The 19,508-nt window shown below is 70.8% G+C and carries 17 protein-coding genes; 5 read left to right on the top strand and 12 right to left on the bottom strand.

Going from position 1 to position 19,508, the window contains the following annotated elements:
* Window positions 1-75: 75 nt before the first annotated feature.
* From JS756_RS28090 to JS756_RS28075, 4 genes are all read right to left on the bottom strand, one after another.
* Complete coding sequence (locus tag JS756_RS28090; protein WP_205386033.1) at window positions 76-1,761, bottom strand: ribonuclease J; 1,686 nt, start codon at window positions 1,759-1,761, stop codon at window positions 76-78.
* A 155-nt stretch (window positions 1,762-1,916) separates the two neighbouring features.
* On the bottom strand, window positions 1,917-2,816 hold the full coding sequence (dapA, locus tag JS756_RS28085) for a 4-hydroxy-tetrahydrodipicolinate synthase (protein ID WP_205386032.1): 900 nt from the start codon (window positions 2,814-2,816) through the stop codon (window positions 1,917-1,919).
* Window positions 2,817-3,027: 211 nt separating this feature from the next.
* Window positions 3,028-3,768 (bottom strand): FAD-dependent thymidylate synthase, encoded by a 741-nt coding sequence (gene thyX, locus JS756_RS28080; RefSeq protein ID WP_205386031.1) that lies wholly within the window; start codon window positions 3,766-3,768, stop codon window positions 3,028-3,030.
* 43 nt (window positions 3,769-3,811) lie between these two features.
* On the bottom strand, window positions 3,812-3,997 hold the full coding sequence (locus tag JS756_RS28075) for a hypothetical protein (RefSeq protein ID WP_205386030.1): 186 nt from the start codon (window positions 3,995-3,997) through the stop codon (window positions 3,812-3,814).
* Between the two features lie 72 nt (window positions 3,998-4,069).
* Between JS756_RS28075 and JS756_RS28070 the strand changes: the two genes are divergently transcribed.
* Window positions 4,070-4,309 carry a hypothetical protein gene (locus tag JS756_RS28070; RefSeq protein WP_205386029.1) on the top strand — a complete coding sequence of 80 codons (240 nt, stop codon included), beginning with the start codon at window positions 4,070-4,072 and terminating at the stop codon, window positions 4,307-4,309.
* Between the two features lie 90 nt (window positions 4,310-4,399).
* Complete coding sequence (locus JS756_RS28065; protein WP_205386028.1) at window positions 4,400-4,951, top strand: SCO5741 family PH domain-containing membrane protein; 552 nt, start codon at window positions 4,400-4,402, stop codon at window positions 4,949-4,951.
* A gap of 150 nt (window positions 4,952-5,101) precedes the next feature.
* On the opposite strand, the gene JS756_RS28060 is transcribed toward JS756_RS28065, so the two are convergent.
* The 5 genes from JS756_RS28060 to rpsO all read right to left on the bottom strand — a co-directional run bounded on the left by JS756_RS28060 (window position 5,102) and on the right by rpsO (window position 10,581).
* Window positions 5,102-5,554 (bottom strand): tetratricopeptide repeat protein, encoded by a 453-nt coding sequence (locus JS756_RS28060; RefSeq protein WP_205386027.1) that lies wholly within the window; start codon window positions 5,552-5,554, stop codon window positions 5,102-5,104.
* A 13-nt stretch (window positions 5,555-5,567) separates the two neighbouring features.
* Window positions 5,568-6,320, bottom strand: a complete 753-nt coding sequence (gene dapB, locus JS756_RS28055) for a 4-hydroxy-tetrahydrodipicolinate reductase (protein ID WP_205386026.1) — start codon at window positions 6,318-6,320, stop codon at window positions 5,568-5,570.
* Between the two features lie 42 nt (window positions 6,321-6,362).
* A complete protein-coding gene (locus JS756_RS28050) occupies window positions 6,363-7,742 on the bottom strand; it encodes a M16 family metallopeptidase (protein ID WP_205386025.1) in 1,380 nt (459 codons plus the stop codon).
* Entirely contained in the window at window positions 7,739-9,952 is a 2,214-nt protein-coding gene (locus JS756_RS28045; RefSeq protein ID WP_205386024.1) for a polyribonucleotide nucleotidyltransferase, read from the bottom strand. Before JS756_RS28045 ends, JS756_RS28050 begins: the two co-directional genes overlap by 4 nt.
* 341 nt (window positions 9,953-10,293) lie before the next feature.
* On the bottom strand, window positions 10,294-10,581 hold the full coding sequence (gene rpsO / locus JS756_RS28040) for a 30S ribosomal protein S15 (protein ID WP_205386023.1): 288 nt from the start codon (window positions 10,579-10,581) through the stop codon (window positions 10,294-10,296).
* Between the two features lie 268 nt (window positions 10,582-10,849).
* Between rpsO and JS756_RS28035 the strand changes: the two genes are divergently transcribed.
* Window positions 10,850-11,143 (top strand): DUF397 domain-containing protein, encoded by a 294-nt coding sequence (locus JS756_RS28035; protein WP_205386022.1) that lies wholly within the window; start codon window positions 10,850-10,852, stop codon window positions 11,141-11,143.
* A 316-nt stretch (window positions 11,144-11,459) separates the two neighbouring features.
* Here the strand turns inward: JS756_RS28035 and eccD are convergent, their stop codons facing one another.
* A complete protein-coding gene (gene eccD, locus JS756_RS28030) occupies window positions 11,460-12,968 on the bottom strand; it encodes a type VII secretion integral membrane protein EccD (RefSeq protein ID WP_205386037.1) in 1,509 nt (502 codons plus the stop codon).
* Window positions 12,969-13,302: 334 nt separating this feature from the next.
* Here eccD and eccCa point away from each other — a divergent pair, with 334 nt between their 5' ends.
* Complete coding sequence (gene eccCa / locus JS756_RS28025) at window positions 13,303-17,277, top strand: type VII secretion protein EccCa (RefSeq protein ID WP_205386021.1); 3,975 nt, start codon at window positions 13,303-13,305, stop codon at window positions 17,275-17,277.
* Between the two features lie 286 nt (window positions 17,278-17,563).
* Here eccCa and JS756_RS28020 read toward each other — a convergent pair whose 3' ends face one another.
* Together JS756_RS28020 and JS756_RS28015 are read right to left on the bottom strand one after the other, a co-directional pair.
* The gene (locus JS756_RS28020; protein ID WP_205386020.1) at window positions 17,564-17,863 is read right to left on the bottom strand and encodes a WXG100 family type VII secretion target; all 300 of its coding nucleotides are present in this window, start codon (window positions 17,861-17,863) and stop codon (window positions 17,564-17,566) included.
* 54 nt (window positions 17,864-17,917) lie between these two features.
* A complete protein-coding gene (locus JS756_RS28015; RefSeq protein ID WP_205386019.1) occupies window positions 17,918-18,265 on the bottom strand; it encodes a WXG100 family type VII secretion target in 348 nt (115 codons plus the stop codon).
* A gap of 642 nt (window positions 18,266-18,907) precedes the next feature.
* Between JS756_RS28015 and JS756_RS28010 the strand changes: the two genes are divergently transcribed.
* On the top strand, window positions 18,908-19,504 hold the full coding sequence (locus JS756_RS28010; RefSeq protein WP_307791135.1) for a hypothetical protein: 597 nt from the start codon (window positions 18,908-18,910) through the stop codon (window positions 19,502-19,504).
* Window positions 19,505-19,508 lie beyond the last annotated feature (4 nt).

Here is a 19,508-nt window from a genome sequence, read left to right as displayed (position 1 = left end):
TGGGGGCGGGGGGCGCCCCGCGGCAATGGGGGCCGCCCCGCTCGGACGCACTGCGTGTTCCCGCCTGTCGGAGCGTCAGACCTCCACCACGACAGGGAGGATCATCGGCCTGCGGCGGTAGGTGTCCGAGACCCACTTCCCGAGGGTTCGGCGGACCAGCTGCTGCAGCTGGTGCGGTTCGACCACACCGTCCTGGGCCGAGCGCTCCAGCACCTCGGAGATCTTGGGAACGACCCCGTCGAAGGCCGCGTCGTCGATACCGGAACCCCGGGCCTGGATGTGCGGGCCGCCGGTGATCTTGCCGGTCGAGGAGTCCACGACGACGAAGACCGAGATGATCCCTTCCTCGCCGAGGATCTTCCTGTCCTTCAGCGCCGGCTCGCCGACGTCACCCACGGACAGGCCGTCGACGTAGACGTATCCCGCTTGGACCTTGCCGGAGATCCTGGCCTTGCCCTCGACGAGGTCGACGGTGACGCCGTCCTCGGCGATGACGATGCGGTCGTGCGGGACACCGGTGAGCGCGCCGAGTTCGGCGTTGGCGCGCAGGTGGCGCCATTCGCCGTGGACCGGCATCAGGTTCTTCGGGCGGCAGATGTTGTAGAAGTACAGCAGTTCGCCGGCCGAGGCGTGACCCGAGACGTGGACCTTGGCGTTGCCCTTGTGGACGACGTTGGCGCCCCAGCGGGTCAGGCCGTTGATCACGCGGTAGACCGCGTTCTCGTTGCCGGGGATCAGCGACGAGGCCAGGATCACCGTGTCGCCCTGGACGATCCGGATCTGGTGGTCCCTGTTCGCCATCCTCGACAGTGCCGCCATCGGCTCGCCCTGGGAGCCGGTGCAGACCAGGACCACCTCGTGGTCAGGGAGGTCGTCCAGCGTCTTGACGTCCACGACCAGGCCCGGGGGGACCTTCAGGTAGCCCAGGTCCCGGGCGATGCCCATGTTGCGGACCATCGAGCGGCCCACGAAGGCGACACGGCGGCCGTACTCGTGCGCGGCGTCCAGGATCTGCTGGATGCGGTGGACGTGGCTGGCGAAGCTGGCCACGATGATGCGCTTGCGGGCACCGGCGAAGACCTGGCGCAGGACGTTGGAGATGTCCCGCTCGTGCGGCGTGAAGCCGGGGACCTCGGCGTTGGTGGAGTCGGAGAGGAGGAGGTCGATGCCTTCTTCACTCAGACGTGCGAACGCGTGGAGGTCCGTGAGGCGACTGTCCAGCGGGAGCTGGTCCATCTTGAAGTCACCGGTGTGGACCGCCATGCCGGCGGGCGTGCGGATGGCGACTGCGAGGGCGTCCGGAATGGAGTGGTTGACGGCGACGAACTCGCAGTCGAAGGGGCCGACGCGCTCGCGGTGTCCCTCCGCCACCTCCAGGGTGTACGGGCGGATGCGGTGCTCCTGGAGCTTCGCCTCGATCAGCGCCAGCGTCAGCTTGGAGCCGATCAGCGGGATGTCGGGCTTCTCGCGGAGCAGGAAGGGCACGCCGCCGATGTGGTCCTCGTGCCCGTGGGTGAGGACGATCCCCTCGACGTCGTCGAGGCGGTCCCGGATGGACGTGAAGTCCGGCAGGATCAGGTCGATGCCGGGCTGCTCCTCCTCGGGGAAGAGCACTCCGCAGTCGACGATCAGCAGGCGGCCGCCGTACTCGAAGACCGTCATGTTGCGGCCGATCTCGCCGAGGCCGCCGAGGGGCGTGACCCGCAGGCCGCCCTCGGGGAGCGGGGGCGGCGGACCGAGTTCAGGATGCGGATGACTCAAAAGACTCTCCTCACCATGCACGCCACGTACCGGTCGGGCACGTGGCGCGCATGACGTTCGTGCAGAAGCAGTTGTTGTTGTGGGGTGCGGGCACCGGTGGCCCGCCTATTCAGTTGTGAAGTGCGTGTGCGTGCCTGCGCGCGCGAAGTCCGATGTCAGAGCTGTACCCCGCCCGCGGCAAGATCGATCTTGAGTTGCCCGATCTCCTCGGGCGAACACTCCACCATGGGCGCGCGCAGAGGGCCGGCGGGCAGACCCCGCAGGGCGAGGGCGGCCTTGGCCGTCATGACGCCCTGGGTGCGGAACATGCCCGTGTAGACGGGAAGCAGCTTCTGGTGGATCTCCGTGGCCTTCTGTACGTCTCCGGAGATGTACGCCTCGACCAGGGCGCGCAGGTCCGGGGTGACGACGTGGCCGACGACCGAGACGAAGCCGACCGCGCCCACGGACAGCAGGGGCAGGTTCAGCATGTCGTCGCCGGAGTACCAGGCGAGGCCGGAGCGGGCGATGGCCCAGCTGGCGCGACCGAGATCGCCCTTGGCGTCCTTGTTGGCGACGATCCGCGGGTGCGCGGCGAGACGGACGAGCGTCTCGGTGCTGATCGGTACGCCGCTGCGGCCGGGGATGTCGTAGAGCATCACCGGCAGGTCGGCGGCGTCGGCGACGGCCTTGAAGTGCTGGTACAGGCCTTCCTGCGGGGGCTTGTTGTAGTACGGCGTGACGACGAGCAGCCCGTGTGCGCCGGTCTTCTCGGCGGCGCGGGCCAGTTCGATGCTGTGACGGGTGTCGTTGGTGCCGACACCGGCGACGACGTGGGCCCGGTCGCCGACCGCCTCCAGGACCGCTCGTACGAGCTCCGCTTTCTCCGTGTCGCTGGTCGTCGGGGACTCGCCGGTGGTGCCGTTGATGATCAGGCCGTCGTTGCCTGCGTCCACCAGGTGGGTGGCGAGCCGCTGGGCGCCGTCGAGGTCGAGTGCGCCGTCCGCCGTGAAAGGCGTGACCATGGCGGTGAGGACCCGCCCGAAGGGGGTCTGCGGAGTGGAGGTCGGAGCCATGGGTTACACGCTACTCGTTGCTCACCACGTGGTCTGCCCTCGGGGTATCGGGAAAGTCAGGACAAAGATGGAGCCCGGCACTGCCTGCTCGGGGGTTCAAGCAGTGCCGGGTCCGTTTGATCAGGCTAGATGAACTTCTCCAAATGCCGCAATACGGACACTTCACGAGGCTGAACCGTACATCCGTGCCCGGCCGTCGAAAGGGAGTGCGTCACGGTGCCACACGGCCGTTCGCGTTGAAGGCGGCGTGGGTGAGCGGCATGAGCCGGGCCCACTCGGTCTCCATCCGCTCGCCCACCATCTCGATCTCCCGCTGCGGGAAGGACGGCACCTTCGCCAGCTCGTGCTGGGTGCGCAGGCCGAGGAAGTGCATCAGGGAGCGGGCGTTGCAGGTGGCGTACATCGAGGAGAACAGGCCGACGGGCAGGACCGCCCGGGCGACCTCGCGGGCGACGCCGGCGGCGAGCATCTCCTGGTAGGCCTCGTACGACTGCCGGTAGGAGTCCTCCATGACCCGACCGACCAGCTCCTGCTGGGCCTGGGTCCCCTCGACGAACCGGTACTGGCCGGGGCGGCCCTCCTGGACCAGCTTGCGGGACTCGTCGGGCACGTAGAACACGGGCTGCAGCTCGCGGTAGCGCCCGCTCTCCTCGTTGTAGGACCAGCCGACGCGATGACGCATGAACTCGCGGAAGACGAAGATCGGGGCGCTGATGAAGAAGGTCATCGAGTTGTGCTCGAAGGGGCTGCCGTGCCGGTCCCGCATCAGATAGTTGATCAGGCCCTTGGAGCGCTCGGGGTCCTTGTCCAGTTCCTCCAGGGACTGCTCGCCCTTGGTGGAGACGCGGGCGGCGAAGAGCACGTCGGCGTCCGACGCGGTGTGCTTGACCAGCTCGACGGTGACGTCGCCGCGGTAGCTGGGCTTGAGGTCGTCGGTGGGGGTGTCGGTCACGGTGGTGGAGGGCCTTCCCGTCTCGTCTCTTGGCGACGCCACTCTACGGCTCACCGGTGACAGCACGGGCGTTCGGTGCGGGCACCCAGCGAAGACGGGCGATTCCCGCGAAGCCCGCGAAGCCCGCGAAGCCCGCGAAGCCCGCGAAGCCCGCGAAGCCCGCGAAGCCGATGATGCCGGTGACGTCCGCGACAGAACGGCACCCGAAGGGGCGTTCACACGTCTCCATGGATGACGACGCACCGTTCGCGTCCGGAGGCATCCGCACGCGTCGAAGCACCTGGAAGGGAGAAACCCGCAGATGGCCGGTCGGTATGCCCCCGTCCCGTTCACCTTGTCCGCCGAGGCGGACGGGTTCCGCAGCAATGTCGCTCCCCCGCCCCGCGAGCGGCCCGGGTTCGGGCGGTCGGCCGGACGCTGGCTCCTGGGCCTGACCATCGTCGCCGGACTGGTCGGGTCCCTGCTTCTCGGGATGCCGGCGCTGTCCGTCGACCGCTCCTCCACCTCGCCCCAGCAGTCACAGGCGTCCCAGGGACACTGAGCGTTCCTCGGGCCCCGATGGTGGTGAGCGAGGGCACAGGCGGATAGCCTCACCGGGCACAGCCCATGCCTGGACGAGTGAGGACCAGCCGTGCCCCTGCCCTTCCTGACGGCCGACCGTACCTTCGACGCGGCGGACGACGTCCCGCTGCCGTACGAGGACCGTGACCTCTGGCGGCGCCCCTACCGGCCCGGACCGTGGCGCGTGGGGGCGGCGGCCCTGAGCCTGCTGCTCTCCTCCTACGTGCTGTTCGCGGCCGTCGTCATCGCGCTGACCGGCACGCCGGGCGGCGCCGGTGCCGTCTTCGGCGTTGCTGCGGTGGTGATCGCCGCGGCCCTGCGGCTGCTGCGGATGGGCGTGTGGGTGAGCGGCCAGGGCCTCCGGCAGGTGGGCTTCTTCGTCACGCGGACCGTCCCGTGGGACCAGGTGGCCAGCGTCCGCACGGTGCAGCAGCCCGTGCGCTGGCTGGGGCTGCCGCGCACGGTCCAGGGTCAGGCGCTGCTGCTCGTCGGGCGGGGCCGCGCGCAGGACGCGCCGGCTCTGATGACGACGCACAACGCGGACTTCCTGGCGCGGGCGGAGGCCTTCGAACGGGCCGCGGACACGATCGAGGCGTGGGCCGCGGAGAACGCGCGCGGCTGATCCCGCGCCGGTACGTGGAAGGGGCCGGTCCGCTCGGGTGCGGACCGGCCCCTTCCACGTAACCGGCGGGACGGCCCCGTACGGCGTCGCGTGCGTGCACCGGTGGTGCGCGCGGCGGGCGTACCGGGGCCGGGCGGTCGCCCGGAAGGCTCAGGCCGCCGGCTGTCGGCCCTCGTGCAGGGCGATCGCCCGCTGCATCGCCCTCCGGGCCCGCGGGGTGTCGCGGGCATCGTGGTAGGCGACGGCGAGCCGGAACCAGCTGCGCCAGTCGTCGGGGGCCGCCTCCGTCTCGGCCTTGCGCCGGGTGAAGACCTCGTCGGCGGAGTCGCGGTCGATCCGGCCGCTCGGGGTGCGGACCAGTTCGTCGACGGGCAGGCCGCCCTCGGCGTCGAGCTCGGCGGCGAGCTGGTTGGCCTTGTGTACGAACCGGGTGTTCTTCCACAGGAACCACACACCGATCACCGGCAGGATCAGCACCGCGGCCCCGAAGGTGACGGTGAGGAGTGTGCCGGACTGGATGAGCATCACTCCGCGGCTGCCGACCAGGACGAAGTAGAAGACCAGGACGGCGGCCGTGACGGCGTAGGAGATCTTCGCGCGCATGATGATCCGCTGCTCAGCTCAGGTCCAGGAAGTGTTCCAGGCCGAAGGTGAGGCCCGGAGTGGTCACGACGCGGCGGGCGCCCAGCAGGATGCCCGGCATGAAGCTGCTGTGGTGCAGTGAGTCGTGACGGATGGTCAGCGTCTCCCCCTCGCCGCCGAGCAGGACCTCCTGGTGGGCCAGGAGGCCTCGCAGGCGGACCGCGTGCACCGGGACCCCGTCGACGTTCGCGCCGCGCGCCCCCTCCAGGGCGGTGGCGGTGGCGTCCGGCGCGGGTGCCGTTCCGGCCTCGCGGCGGGCCGCGGCGATGAGCTGGGCGGTACGCGTGGCGGTGCCGGACGGGGCGTCCACCTTGTTCGGGTGGTGCAGCTCGACGACCTCGACGGACTCGAAGTACGGGGCGGCCAGCTGGGCGAACTTCATCGTCAGCACGGCGCCGATGGAGAAGTTCGGTGCGATGAGCACGCCCGTTCCGGGGGACCGGGTGAGCCAGTCCCCCAGCTGTGCGAGGCGCTCGTCGGTCCAGCCGGTCGTCCCGACGACGGCGTGGATGCCGTGGCGCAGGCAGTGGTCGAGGTTGTCCATGACCGAGTCGGGGGTGGTCAGTTCGACCGCGACCTGGGCGCCGGACTCCTCCAGCGCCTCCAGCCGGTCTCCGCGGCCGAGGGCGGCGACCAGCTCCATGTCCTCGGCGGCCTCGACCGCCTTGACCGCCTCGGAACCGATCCGGCCCTTGGCTCCGAGGACCGCCACACGCAGCTTGCTCATGTCTGTTGCTTCCTTACGACCGACGGGGATTGACCGGAGGGTTCAGGCGACCGCGTCGTGCAGTCGGGAGGCCTGTTTGTCCTTCAACGGTCCGATGACGGACAGCGACGGCCGCTGCCCGAGGACGGCACGGGCGACCGAGCGGACCTCGTCGGGGGTGACCTCGGCGATCCGGGCCAGCATGTCGTCGACGGACATCTGCTCGCCCCAGCAGAGCTCGCTCTTGCCGATGCGGTTCATGAGCGCACCGGTGTCCTCCAGACCGAGGACGGTGGATCCCCGGAGCTGGCCGACGGCGCGGCCGATCTCGTCGTCGGACAGGCCGTGCTCGGCGACGTGGTCCAGTTCGTCGCGGCAGATCTTCAGCACGTCGTGGACCTGCGAGGGCCTGCACCCCGCGTACACGCCGAAGAGGCCGCAGTCGGCGAAGCCGGAGGTGTACGAGTACACGCTGTAGGCCATGCCGCGCTTCTCGCGGACCTCCTGGAACAGCCTCGACGACATGCCGCCGCCGAGCGCCGTGTTCAGCACCCCGAGCGCCCAGCGGCGGTCGTCGGTGCGGGCCAGGCCGGGCATGCCGAGGACGACGTGCGCCTGCTCGGTCCTGCGGGCGAGCAGCTCGACGCGGCCCGCGGTGCGCAGGGAGCGCCGGCCGGAGCGCGGGTCGATGGGCTGCGCCGCGGAGTCCCTGAGGGCGCCCGCCTTCTCGAAGGCCGCGCGGACCTGCCGGACGACCTTGGCGTGGTCGACGTTGCCGGCACACGCCACGACCAGGTGGGTCGGGTCGTAGTGCTTGCGGTAGAAGCGGCGGATGCGGTCGGCGGTGAGGGCGTTGACCGTGTCGACGGTGCCGAGGACCGGACGGCCGAGGGGGTTGTCGCCGAACATGGTGTGCGCGAACAGGTCGTGCACGCAGTCGCCCGGGTCGTCCTCGGTCATCGCGATCTCCTCGAGGATCGCGCCGCGCTCGACGTCGACGTCCTCCTCGAGGATCCGGGAACCGGTCAGCATGTCGCAGACGACGTCGATGGCCAGCGGCAGGTCGGTGTCGAGCACGCGCGCGTAGTAGCACGTGTACTCCTTCGCCGTGAACGCGTTCATCTCGCCGCCGACGGCGTCGAGGGCGGAGGAGATGTCGAGTGCGCTGCGGCGCGAGGTGCCCTTGAAGAGCAGGTGCTCCAGGTAGTGCGTGGCGCCGTTCAGGGACGGGGTCTCGTCGCGGGAGCCGACGTGCGCCCAGATACCGAAGGTCGCCGAGCGTACGGAGGGCAGGGTCTCGGTGACGATGCGCAGGCCGCCGGGGAGGACGGTCCTGCGGACGGTGCCGGTGCCGTCGGTGCCCTTGATGAGCGTTTGGGTACGGGCGACGGCCCGCGCCTCCGAAGAGGGGCGGGCCGTCGCCTTGGAGCCGCGAGACGTCACTTGTCGGTGTCGTCCTTCTGCTCGTCGTCCTCGCCCTCGATGACCGGGACGAGCGAGAGCTTGCCCCGGGAGTCGATCTCGGCGATCTCGACCTGGACCTTCTGGCCCACACCGAGGACGTCCTCGACGTTCTCCACGCGCTTGCCGCCGGCCAGCTTGCGGATCTGCGAGATGTGCAGCAGACCGTCCTTGCCGGGCAGCAGCGAGACGAAGGCGCCGAACGTCGTGGTCTTGACGACCGTGCCCAGGTAGCGCTCGCCGACCTCCGGCATCGTCGGGTTGGCGATGCCGTTGATCGTGGTGCGGGCGGCCTCGGCGGACGGACCGTCGGCGGCACCGATGTAGATCGTGCCGTCGTCCTCGATGGTGATCTCGGCGCCGGTGTCCTCCTGGATCTGGTTGATCATCTTGCCCTTGGGGCCGATGACCTCACCGATCTTGTCGACCGGGATCTTGACGGTGATGATCCGCGGGGCGTGCGGGCTCATCTCGTCGGGCCGGTCGATGGCCTCCATCATCACGTCGAGGATGTGCAGGCGGGCGTCGCGGGCCTGCTTGAGGGCCGCGGCCAGGACGGAGGCGGGGATGCCGTCCAGCTTGGTGTCGAGCTGGAGGGCGGTCACGAACTCCTTGGTGCCGGCGACCTTGAAGTCCATGTCGCCGAACGCGTCCTCCGCACCGAGGATGTCGGTGAGGGTGACGTAGTGCGTCTCGCCGTCGATCTCCTGGGAGATCAGGCCCATGGCGATACCGGCGACCGGGGCCTTCAGCGGCACACCGGCGTTCAGCAGCGACATGGTGGAGGCGCAGACGGAGCCCATCGACGTCGAGCCGTTGGAGCCGAGGGCCTCGGAGACCTGGCGGATCGCGTAGGGGAACTCCTCGCGCGTCGGCAGGACGGGCACCAGGGCGCGCTCGGCGAGGGCGCCGTGGCCGATCTCGCGGCGCTTCGGGGAGCCGACGCGGCCGGTCTCGCCGGTGGAGTACGGCGGGAAGTTGTAGTTGTGCATGTAGCGCTTGCGGGTCACCGGCGAGAGGGTGTCCAGCTGCTGCTCCATGCGGAGCATGTTCAGGGTGGTGACGCCCAGGATCTGGGTCTCACCGCGCTCGAACAGGGCGGAGCCGTGGACCCGCGGGATGGCCTCGACCTCGGCGGCCAGGGTGCGGATGTCGGTGACACCGCGGCCGTCGATGCGCTTCTTCTCCTTGATGACGCGCTCGCGGACCAGGGTCTTGGTCAGGGAGCGGTACGCGGCGGAGATCTCCTTCTCGCGGCCCTCGAACTCCGGCAGGAGCTTCTCGGCGGCGAGAGCCTTGACGCGGTCCAGCTCGGCCTCGCGCTCCTGCTTGCCGGCGATGGTGAGCGCCTGGGCGAGCTCCGGCTTGACCGCGGCCGTCAGGGCCTCCAGGACGTCGTCCTGGTGGTCGAGGAAGATCGGGAACTCACCGGTCGGCTTGGCGGCCTTGGCGGCGAGGTCCGACTGGGCCTTGCACAGGACCTTGATGAAGGGCTTCGCGGCCTCCAGGCCGGCGGCCACGATCTCCTCGGTGGGAGCCTCGGCGCCGCCCTCGACCAGCTTGATGGTCCCGTCGGTGGCCTCGGCCTCCACCATCATGATCGCGACGTCGCCGTCCTCCAGGGCACGCCCCGCGACGACCATGTCGAAGACGGCGTCCTCGAGCTCGGTGTGCGTCGGGAAGGCGACCCACTGGCCGCGGATCAGCGCGACGCGGACGCCGCCGATCGGGCCGGAGAAGGGCAGGCCGGCCAGCTGCGTGGACGCGGACGCGGCGTTGATCGCCACGACGTCGTACAGGTGGTCGGGGTTGAGCGCCATGACCGTGCAGACGACCTGGATCTCGTTGCGCAGGCCCTTCTTGAAGGACGGGCGCAGCGGGCGGTCGATCAGGCGGCAGGTGAGGATGGCGTCCTCGGAGGGACGGCCCTCACGGCGGAAGAAGCTGCCGGGGATCTTGCCGGCGGCGTACATCCGCTCCTCGACGTCCACCGTGAGGGGGAAGAAGTCGAGCTGGTCCTTGGGCTGCTTGGAGGCGGTGGTGGCCGACAGCACCATGGTGTCGTCGTCCAGGTACGCGACGGCGGAGCCGGCGGCCTGCTTGGCCAGGCGGCCCGTCTCGAAGCGGATGGTGCGGGTGCCGAATGTGCCGTTGTCGATCACGGCCTCGGCGTAGTGGGTCTCGTTCTCCACTAGCGTTTTCTCCGTTGCTTGTCGTCTTTCGTCCCTCCTCGCCCGTGTGGCGGGGGACGGTGGCGGAGAAGCGTCGCTTCTGGTGCGTGCCGGTCTTCGATCGAAGCACCCGGGGCTCGCTTCCCCCGGGGGCCACTACCGAGGACCGGCGGCGGCGACGTGCGCTTCTCCTTGTCGTGCGCCGCGCGGTCGTCTCGCGCGGTCGCGTCGTTCGTTCGATGTCGTGCGTATGGCGTTGTGCTACCACACTACAAAGCGTGAGTGACACTCCGCATGTCCCCGCACGTACGGCAAAGGGAGCGGCTCCCGATCCTCCCGGGAACCGCTCCCTTCACGGCGTGCTACTTGGCGCCCGCCGCACCGCGGCGGATGCCGAGGCGCTCGACCAGCGCGCGGAAGCGCTGGATGTCCTTCTTGGCGAGGTACTGCAGCAGGCGGCGGCGCTGGCCGACCAGGATCAGCAGACCGCGGCGGGAGTGGTGGTCGTGCTTGTGGGTCTTGAGGTGCTCCGTCAGGTCGGAGATCCGGCGGGACAGAAGGGCGACCTGGACCTCGGGGGAGCCGGTGTCACCCTCCTTGGTACCGAACTCGGAGATGATCTGCTTCTTCGTGGCGGCGTCGAGCGACACGCGTACTCCTCATAGTCTGTGAGCGGCCACCGAGTGCCCCCGGTCTGCATCTCGGGGGAGCTTCCGTTACTCGGAGGCGGGATCCGCTGGGCGCGGCCACCAGGGCCCTGGAGGGCTTCCGGGGGCGCGTACACGAACGGCCGTCACTGAGGGTACCAGGCCGGGGCCGGGGTCGTTGCCCCGGTCCGGTGAACCGCCCGGCCGGACGGGGGCGGCCACTAGGGTGAGGACCAGCACCGTTCGTACGTCCGGAAGGGGTCGCTGGGGCATGGCGGAGACGGCTGAGGAGATCGAGGCGCGCAAGACACGGGAGCGGGACGAACTGTACGCACTCGACATCTCCGGTGCGGAGTGGGAGAGCGCGCCCGGGACCGAGGGGCACGAGGAGCGGGTCGAGATCGCCCACCTGCCCGGTGGCGCCGTCGCCATGCGCTCCTCCCTGGATCCCGGCACGGTGCTGCGGTACACCGAGGCGGAGTGGCGGGCCTTCGTGCTGGGGGCCCGGGACGGCGAGTTCGATCTCGAGTCGCCACCCGGCGGCGAGGGGCCCGCCCCGCGGTGATCCCAGGGGCCGCGCCGGGCCGGGGCCCCGTCGAGCCCATCGGGCGCGGGAGCGGGCGGACGGAGGACGGGGAAGGGGCGGTACGCGCGCGTACCGCCCCTTCCTGTACCCGCGGCCACGGCGGCCGGTCGCAGCGCCGGTGGGCTCGGCGCTGGTGCCGCGGCAGGCAACGTTCGCCCGTCGAGGAGCGGCGTCCGGTGCGTGCTCCCGGTGTGCCGGCCGGAAGCCCTCGTACTGGATGTACTCGGGCTTTCGTCCGGTGCAGCGAGAGTGCGTGCCGGGCGTCGCGACGGGGCGAACGTTGCCTGCCGCGGCACTAGCTCGTCATCGCGCGCGCCCGCGCATAGACATCGAAGACGGCGAGGGCCAGCGGGATCAGCGTCAGCAGGACGAAGCTCTCGGCGATCTCCAGGAAGCGTCCCCAGAAAGGGGTGACGCCGCGCTCGGGGGTGATCAGGGCGATCGCGGTGACCAGCGCGGTCGCGGCGGCGACGGCCGCGACGAGCCAGACGCTGCGGATGTCGAGGGCGGTGGTGTCGCCCTGGAACGCGTCGACGAGGTAGTCCCGCGGCGGGTTCAGGGCGAGCCCGAGGCCGAGGAAGACGACGGCGGAGAGGCCTGCGGCCAGGGTGGCGGCGACCTGCGCGGTGTAGCGGAACAGGTGGGCGCGCATCAGCATGCCCACGCCCGTGGCGAGGGCGAGCAACTGGGCCCAGAGGTTGCTGGAGAAGCCGAGCACGATGGAGGCGCCCACGGCGACCAGCGCGCAGCCGCCGACCAGGCCGATGAGGAGTTCGTGGCCGCGGCGGGCCTGGGCGGCGATGCGCTCGGCGTCGATGGGGCCCTGGTCGCCGGACTCCGCGGTGCCGTAGCCGCCGCGCGCGGGGCTGGGCGGCTCGAAGCCGATGGGCAGCCGGGCGAACCGCATGGACAGACCCGGCAGGAACGCCAGCGCGACGACGGACAGGGGCGCGCAGATCGCGGCCGTCTCGATGGGCCTCAGGTCGGTCAGGATCGCGACGAAGGTGGTGACCAGGCCGATCGCGGAGGCGAGGACGAACGCCACGAAGGGGCCGTCGCCGCCGGGCGAGACCAGGGTGAGGACCACGGAGGCGATCAGGACCGCCGTGCAGGCGAGCAGGAACTGGAGCCGTCCGATGCCCTGGCCTGCGGCGAGCGGCAGCAGCCCCGAGCCGGCGACGGCGACGTTCGGCAGGGCGCCGAGGCCGAGGGCGACCGCGGAGCCGCGGTCGTCGTAGACACGTGCCCGTACGCCGGCGATGAGGACCAGCAGGAGGCCGGTGACGCCGGCCAGGATGCCCTGGAGGCTGTGCATGTCGTGGCGGATCTGCGAGCTCCAGGCCACGAACGCCAGCAGCGCCGGCAGGATGCCGCCGGCGACGAGCCCGGCGGCGCGGGTCAGGTCGCCGTTCCACAGGGTGCGGTCGCGGGTGACGGCGGAGGCGACCGCCTCCGAGACGTCGTCCAGGACCGCGGGCGGCAGCGACTCGGCGAACGGGCGCAGCGTGAGCAGTTCGCCGTCGAGGATGCGCTGGGCGGTGAAGGAGCGGGCGCCGTCGAGGACGGTGCCGTCGCGGCGGACCAGGTGGTAGCCGACGGGCGCGCCCTCGTCGGGGCTCTGCCGGGAGAGCCTCAGGATCTCCGGGTACAGGTCGGCGACCGGGACGTCGTCGGGCAGCGCCACGTCGATGCGGCTGTCGGGCGCCACGATGGTGACCCGGCAGAAGCCGAAGCCCGTGCCCGCCCCGGAAGGGGCGCCGGTGCCCGGTCCGCGGGTCGCGCCGGCCGGCGCGGAGGCCGTCATGCTCACCTGGTGTTCCCCCTCGTCGGTGGTGGGCGCTGCGCGGAACCGCCGCACCCGCTCCACCGGTAAAGATCCTGTGTAGGTCGTGCCGCGCCGCTCCCGCCACCGGTCGGCCCTGCGGCTGCGCCCGGGGCTCACGGGACGGCACTTGATTCGAACCGTTGCGGATTGCCCCTTTTTCCAGGGGCGGTTCGCAACTGTTCACACGTCTCACGGGCACCCTACCGCCCGTCGGTGTCGACGGTTGTCAGTAGGATCGCGCTTCGCGATCGACGTCCGCCTGACACGGGGCGGTGGACGAAAAATCTCGGTCCGGCAAGGGAATTGGTGCGTAGTGAGCCACATCGTCGTCAAGCGCCCGCCACGGGCACTGCCGAAGGAAGTGCCCACGGACGAGGTCGTGCTCCAGCCGCCGCCGGAACTTCCGCGCGGGCAGCAGGAGGGCGCTCTGATGCAGCTCCTGCCCATGCTCGGAATGGGCGGCTCCGTGGTGTTCTTCTTCAATCCGCAGGCCCAGCCGTTCATGAAGATCATGGGCATGGTGATGGTGGCGTCCACGATCGCGATGGGCATCTCCATGCTGGTGCGCTACCGCCGGGGCAGCCAGGGGCAGATGGCCGATCTGCGCCGCGACTACCTGCGGTACCTGTCGCAGACCCGGCGCGGAGCGGTGGAGACCGCCGGGGCGCAGCGCGACGCCCAGTACTACCTGCATCCTTCACCGGAGCAACTGTGGGCGCTGGTCGCCGAGGGCAGCCGGGTGTGGGAACGGCGCACCGCCGACGAGGACTTCGGGCAGGTGCGGGTGGGACTGGGCCCGCAGGCCCTGGCCACCGCGCTGGTCCCGCCGCAGACAGCGCCGGTCGACGAGCTGGAGCCGCTGACCGCGGGCGCCATGCAGCGTTTCCTGGCCACCCACAGCACCCTCGACGACCTGCCGATGGCGGTGTCGCTGCGCGCCTTCTACCACGTGACGATCAGCGGCGACCCGCAGACCGTGCGCGGCACGGCCCGCGCCCTGACCGCCTCCCTGGTCTCCCTGCACTCCCCCGAGGACCTGGTCGTCGCCGTCGCCACCGGCCGGGAGTCCGCACCCGAGTGGGAGTGGGCCAAGTGGCTGCCGCACGTGCAGACATCGGGGCTCGCGGACGGCGCCGGCAGCATGCGCCTGATCTCCACCGACCCGATGGAGCTGGAGGAGCGGCTCGCCGCCCGTCTGCAGGGCCGCCCGCGCTTCCATCCGGCCGCGCCGCCCGTTCCCGATCAGCCGCACCTGGTGGTCGTCCTCGACGGTGTGTCCCTGCCGCCGGCGGCGATGCTGGCCGGCCCCGAGGGTCTGCAGGGCGTCACCGTCGTCGAGGTCGCGCCCGGCGACCTCGCCGCGGGCCACGGCGACCTCTCGGTGGTCGTACGCCCCGGGGAGCTGCGGCTGGAGTCGGCGCACGGCATGGTCTACGAGGGCACTCCGGACGTGCTGTCGTACGAGGCCGCCGAGGCACTCGCGCGGCAACTCGCGCCGCTGCGCGTGGGAACGGGTGGCGACGACGACGAACCGCTCCTGGCGAACCTGGAGTTCACCGACCTGCTGAACCTCGGTGACGCGGCCTCCGTCGACCCGAAGCGGACCTGGCGCCCGCGGTCGCAGGCGGAGCGCCTGCGTGTGCCGATCGGTCTCGGCGAGGACGGCCGGCCGGTGATGCTGGACCTGAAGGAGGCCGCGCAGGAGGGCATGGGCCCGCACGGCCTGTGCGTCGGCGCGACCGGTTCCGGCAAGTCGGAGCTGCTGCGCACGCTGGTGCTCGGCCTGGCGGTGACGCACTCCTCGGAGACGCTGAACTTCGTCCTCGCCGACTTCAAGGGCGGTGCGACGTTCGCGGGCATGTCCCAGATGCCGCACGTGGCGGCCGTCATCACCAACCTCGCCGACGACCTGACCCTGGTCGACCGCATGGGCGACTCCATCCGGGGCGAACTCAACCGCCGCCAGGAGATGCTGCGCGACGCGGGCAACTACGCCAACATCCACGACTACGAGAAGGCGCGTGCGGCGGGCGCCCCGCTCCAGCCGATCCCGTCCCTCGTCCTCGTCATCGACGAGTTCAGCGAACTGCTGACCGCCAAGCCGGACTTCATCGAGATGTTCGTGCAGATCGGCCGTATCGGCCGCTCCCTGGGCGTGCACCTGCTGCTGGCGTCGCAGCGTCTGGAGGAGGGCCGCCTCCGCGGCCTGGAGACCTACCTGTCGTACCGCATCGGTCTGCGGACGTTCTCCGCGGCGGAGTCGCGGGCCGCGCTCGGCGTCCCGGACGCCTACGAGCTGCCGAACGTGCCGGGGTCGGGCTTCCTGAAGTTCGGCACCGGCGAGATGGTCCGCTTCAAGGCCGCCTACGTCTCCGGTGTGTACCGCTCCGGCTCCCAGCAGGCCGCCGCGCTCGGCGGGCCGCTGCCGGTCGACCGCAGGCCGGTGCTGTTCACCGCGGCCGAGGTGCCCGTGCAGTACGTGGCGATGCCGCAGCAGCGGCAGGAGCCGGAGCCCGACGAGAAGGACGAGGCGCTCGCGGACACGGTCCTCGACGTGATCGTGCGGCGTCTGGAGGCGCAGGGGCCGGCGGCCCACCAGGTGTGGCTGCCGCCGCTGGACAGCCCCCCGTCGCTGGACGCGCTGCTGCCCGGCCTGGCGCCGGTGCCCGGCCGTGGCATGACCCAGCCGGGCTACGAGGGCGCGGGCCGGCTGGTCGTCCCCGTCGGCATCGTCGACAAGCCGTACGAGCAGCGTCGCGACCCGCTGTGGGTGGACTTCGGCGGCGCCGCCGGCCACATGCAGATCCTCGGCGGCCCGCAGTCCGGCAAGTCGACGCTGCTCCGCTCGATCGTCGCGTCCTTCGCGCTCACCCACACGCCGCACGAAGTGCAGGTGTACGCCCTGGACTTCGGCGGCGGCGGTCTGGCGTCGGTGGCCGGTCTGCCGCACGTCGGCGGGGTCGCCTCCCGTCTGGACCCGGAGAAGGTGCGCCGGACGACGGCCGAGGTGTACGGCGTGCTGACCCGCCGCGAGGAGTACTTCCGCTCGGCGGGCATCTCCTCCATCGCCGAGTTCCGCACCCGGCGCGCGCGCGGCGACATCTCGGTGACCGACCAGCCCTGGGGCGACGTCTTCCTGATCATCGACGGCTGGGGCAACTTCCGCACGGACTACGAGGCGCTGGAGCCGCTGGTCGTGGACATCGCGGCGCGCGGTCTCGGCTACGGCATCCACGTGATCCTCACGGCGTCCCGTTCCATGGAGGTCCGCTCCAACCTCAAGGACCATCTGATGAACCGCCTGGAGCTGCGGCTCGGCGACCCGATGGACTCGGAGTTCGACCGCAAGGTCGCGGCCAACGTGCCCACGGGCGTGCCCGGCCGCGGCCAGACCCCGCAGAAGCAGCACTTCATGGCAGCGGTCCCGCGCATCGACGGCCTGTCCTCGGACACCGACCTGGCGGAGGCCACGCAGGCCCTGGCAGCCGAGGTCACGCGGCACTGGCAGCAGCCCGGTGCGCCGGAGGTCCGCCTGCTCCCCCGCTCGTTCCCGGCGGCCCAGCTGCCACCCGGCAACCGCTTCGCGGACCGCGGCGTCTCGTTCGCCATCGACGAGGACAACCTCGAACCGGTCTTCGTGGACTTCGAGCAGGACCCGTTCTTCCTCGTCTTCGGCGAGAGCGAGTCCGGCAAGTCGAATGTGCTGCGGGTGCTCATCAAGGGGCTCGCCGAGCGCTACGACGGCAACGACTGCAAGCTGTTCGTCATCGACAACCGCCGCTCGCTGCTGGGCGTGACCCCGCCCTCGCACCTGGCGGAGTACGTCCCGATGTCGAACCAGATGCAGCACCACATGGACGCGCTGGCCGACCTGATGCAGCGGCGGACACCGACCGCGGACGTCACGCCGGAGCAACTGCGCGACCGCAGCTGGTGGCGCGGGCCGACGGTGTTCGTCGTGATCGACGACTACGACCTCGTCTCCACCTCCAGCGGCAACCCGCTGGCGGGTCTGACGGAGATGCTGCCGTTCGCCCGCGACGTCGGCGTCCGCTTCATCATCGCCCGCTCCACGGCCGGCGCCGGGCGCGCCGGGTACGAGAACTTCATGCAGCGCATCAAGGAACTCGGCGCCCAGGGCGTGGTCCTGGCCGGTGACCCGGCCGAGGGCGATCTGCTGGGCGGGGTGCGCCCGCGGGCGATGCCGGCGGGGCGGGGCGTGTTCGTGTCGCGCAAGCGGGGACGGCCGCTGGTGCAGGTCGGTCTGGCCGACGACCCTCAGGCCTGACGCACCACCGGTCCGGGGCCGCCCGCCGCGGCACGTGCGGCCCCGGTGCCTCGCCTCACCGCGGACCTCGCGGCTGTACCGGACGCCTGCGCGTGCCCCGGGCCTGCCGTAGCCGCCCCGTCGGCCCGCCGCGGGTCCTTGGGACCCGCCGAAGGCCGTGAAACGGGCCCAGGACGGGCCGGGAGGGCCTCCCCCGGCCCCGGAGCCGGCAAGGGGGCCCGGACATGACGCCGGGGTGGGCGCCTCCCGTGCGCGCCCACCCCGGTGCTGTCGTATCGGCCGAGTCCTACTGGAAGTAGGAGGCCGCCTTCTTGTCGCCTTCCATGTAGTCGCCGCCGGCCTGGTGGACCACGTGTCCGATGCCGGTCAGCGCCTGGTGGATGTCGTTGGCTTCCTTGTCCCAGCGCTGCAGCTTCTGGTGGAAGGTGCCCTGGGCCTCGCCCGCCCAGTACTCCTGGCTCTGGACGACCATGCGCCGCAGTTCCTGGAGGTCCTGCTCGAGGGCCTTGGCCTCGTTGCCGATCGTGGTCGCGGCCGTGTCCAGGCCGTCGTACGTTACTTGCAGCCCGTCGGCGTTACGGCTCATGCCTGCCTACCTTGTCTCGCTGGTGTGTGCCTGGTGAGGTGACGACCGCTCGGCTCAGTAGGAGCTGAGCGCGGACGGGGGAGTCGTGGAGGCGCCGTCGGCGATGTCGATGCGGGCAGCGGCAGCGCGGACCTCGTCCTCCTTGCTGTCCTTGATGTTGCGGGTCTTGGTCATGGAGTCGATGACCTGGCCGAGGATGTTGCCGATGTTCTGGATCGACTCGTTGATCTCGATCTGCTTCCGGTCGAACTCGGCGCGACCGATGCCGTGCCACTGGCCCTCGAGGCCGTCGATGACACCCTGGAGGCGGTGCACCCGCTTGAGGGTGTTCTCGTACTTCTCGGCCATCTGCTTCTGGAGCGCGATGACTGCTTCGTCTTGGAGCTTCTGCGAGCCGGCCATGACCAGCCTCCTGCCTTTCCTCGTCTGTTTCCTGATGCAGTTGTTCCGGCTCACCGCCGCTGCTGCCGGTGCTCGTCGCCGAGCTCGGTGAGCCGCCTCGTCACCTGGTACGCGGGGCTCCAGTCGATCGTTCCGCCGCCGGGCCGACCGCTGAAGTCGTCACGGTGACTTGTGACGAGGCTGATGCGAAAACCGGGCAGACCTGTTCAGAGCCTTGGCGGCCGGTCGGCCGCGCTGGTCGCCGAGACGCTCCCCGCCATGCCGTTCACAAGCACGACGCTCCTCCCCGTTTCCCCGTACGGTCCCGTGCCGATGTCCGGCCCGGCCGTTGTAACCACCCGCCGTACGATCGCAAAGCGAGCCGCGACCGACAACGCGTTCACCACTTTAGTCAACCCGAACAATCGCACCAACCGAGGTGTGACCCAACTCAGTTACCGGTTCGACACAGCTGCCGCAGATCGCCTGATTTGCCGGTCAGCCATGGCAGTCGGGACCGCGTCGCTCCCCGAGGCCACACCACTCCGGCGCCGCCGCCGGAGCGCGCCGCCCGCCGCGCCCCGCGGCTCTCCATCAAATTTCCACACTCCGGCCGTCACGGCTCCGCGCCCGTCCGGGCCGCCGGCAACTCGGCTTGCTAGCGTGCTCGTTGTTCTCCCTGCGGCACTGGGCGACATGAGCGGCGGCACGACGAGCACGCCACGGTCGCACACGCACATCATCGTACGGACGCACGCCACACTCACGGGGAAGGTCCTGCACATGGCATGGGACGAGTGGGAGCAACTGAAGGCACAGGCCGCCGAACGGCAGTCCACGCACATGCGCCTCAACCAGCTGCCCGCGGACGGCGGAGGCGGAGGCGGAGGCGGTGACCTGGTCGTGCACCAGGACGACCTGGGTGCCGTCGGCCACGACGCCCACCTGCTGTTCGAGGACGTCCGCAAGGAGGCCGACATCTCCACGGCGGGAGCGGGCAAGGACGGGGCGGGCTCCACCGCGCAGGCGGCCTCCGCCCTGGACACGCACAACTTCGCCACCGGCGCCGCTCTGCACAAGACCGTCGAGGTCTGGTCGTCGCAGCTGAAGTCGGTGCTGCAGGCCTGTGCGCACATCTCCGACCACCTCGACTACAGCCGCAGGCTCCATGCGCAGGACGACGCCCGTATCGGGACCGTGCTCCGCGGCAGCGACGGCTCGACCGTGTCCGTGTCGCAGCTGGACGAGTACTTCAAGTAGGGGG

The organism is Streptomyces actuosus, assembly GCF_016921115.1.
Classification (GTDB): Bacteria; Actinomycetota; Actinomycetes; order Streptomycetales; family Streptomycetaceae; genus Streptomyces; species Streptomyces actuosus_A.
The sequence above is the reverse complement of the archived record's forward strand: the minus strand, read 5'-3'. Positions and strand labels throughout refer to the sequence as shown.

Bases quoted from the DNA above. Each gene is read 5' to 3' on its own strand.
- dapA (WP_205386032.1), bottom strand. From the start codon at position 2,816: ATGGCTCCGACCTCCACTCCGCAGACCCCCTTCGGGCGGGTCCTCACC.
- JS756_RS28075 (WP_205386030.1), bottom strand. From the start codon at position 3,997: ATGGAGACGTGTGAACGCCCCTTCGGGTGCCGTTCTGTCGCGGACGTC.
- JS756_RS28070 (WP_205386029.1), top strand. From the start codon at position 4,070: ATGGCCGGTCGGTATGCCCCCGTCCCGTTCACCTTGTCCGCCGAGGCG.
- JS756_RS28060 (WP_205386027.1), bottom strand. From the start codon at position 5,554: ATGCGCGCGAAGATCTCCTACGCCGTCACGGCCGCCGTCCTGGTCTTC.
- dapB (WP_205386026.1), bottom strand. From the start codon at position 6,320: ATGAGCAAGCTGCGTGTGGCGGTCCTCGGAGCCAAGGGCCGGATCGGT.
- JS756_RS28035 (WP_205386022.1), top strand. From the start codon at position 10,850: ATGGCGGAGACGGCTGAGGAGATCGAGGCGCGCAAGACACGGGAGCGG.
- eccD (WP_205386037.1), bottom strand. From the start codon at position 12,968: ATGACGGCCTCCGCGCCGGCCGGCGCGACCCGCGGACCGGGCACCGGC.
- JS756_RS28020 (WP_205386020.1), bottom strand. From the start codon at position 17,863: ATGAGCCGTAACGCCGACGGGCTGCAAGTAACGTACGACGGCCTGGAC.
- JS756_RS28015 (WP_205386019.1), bottom strand. From the start codon at position 18,265: ATGGCCGGCTCGCAGAAGCTCCAAGACGAAGCAGTCATCGCGCTCCAG.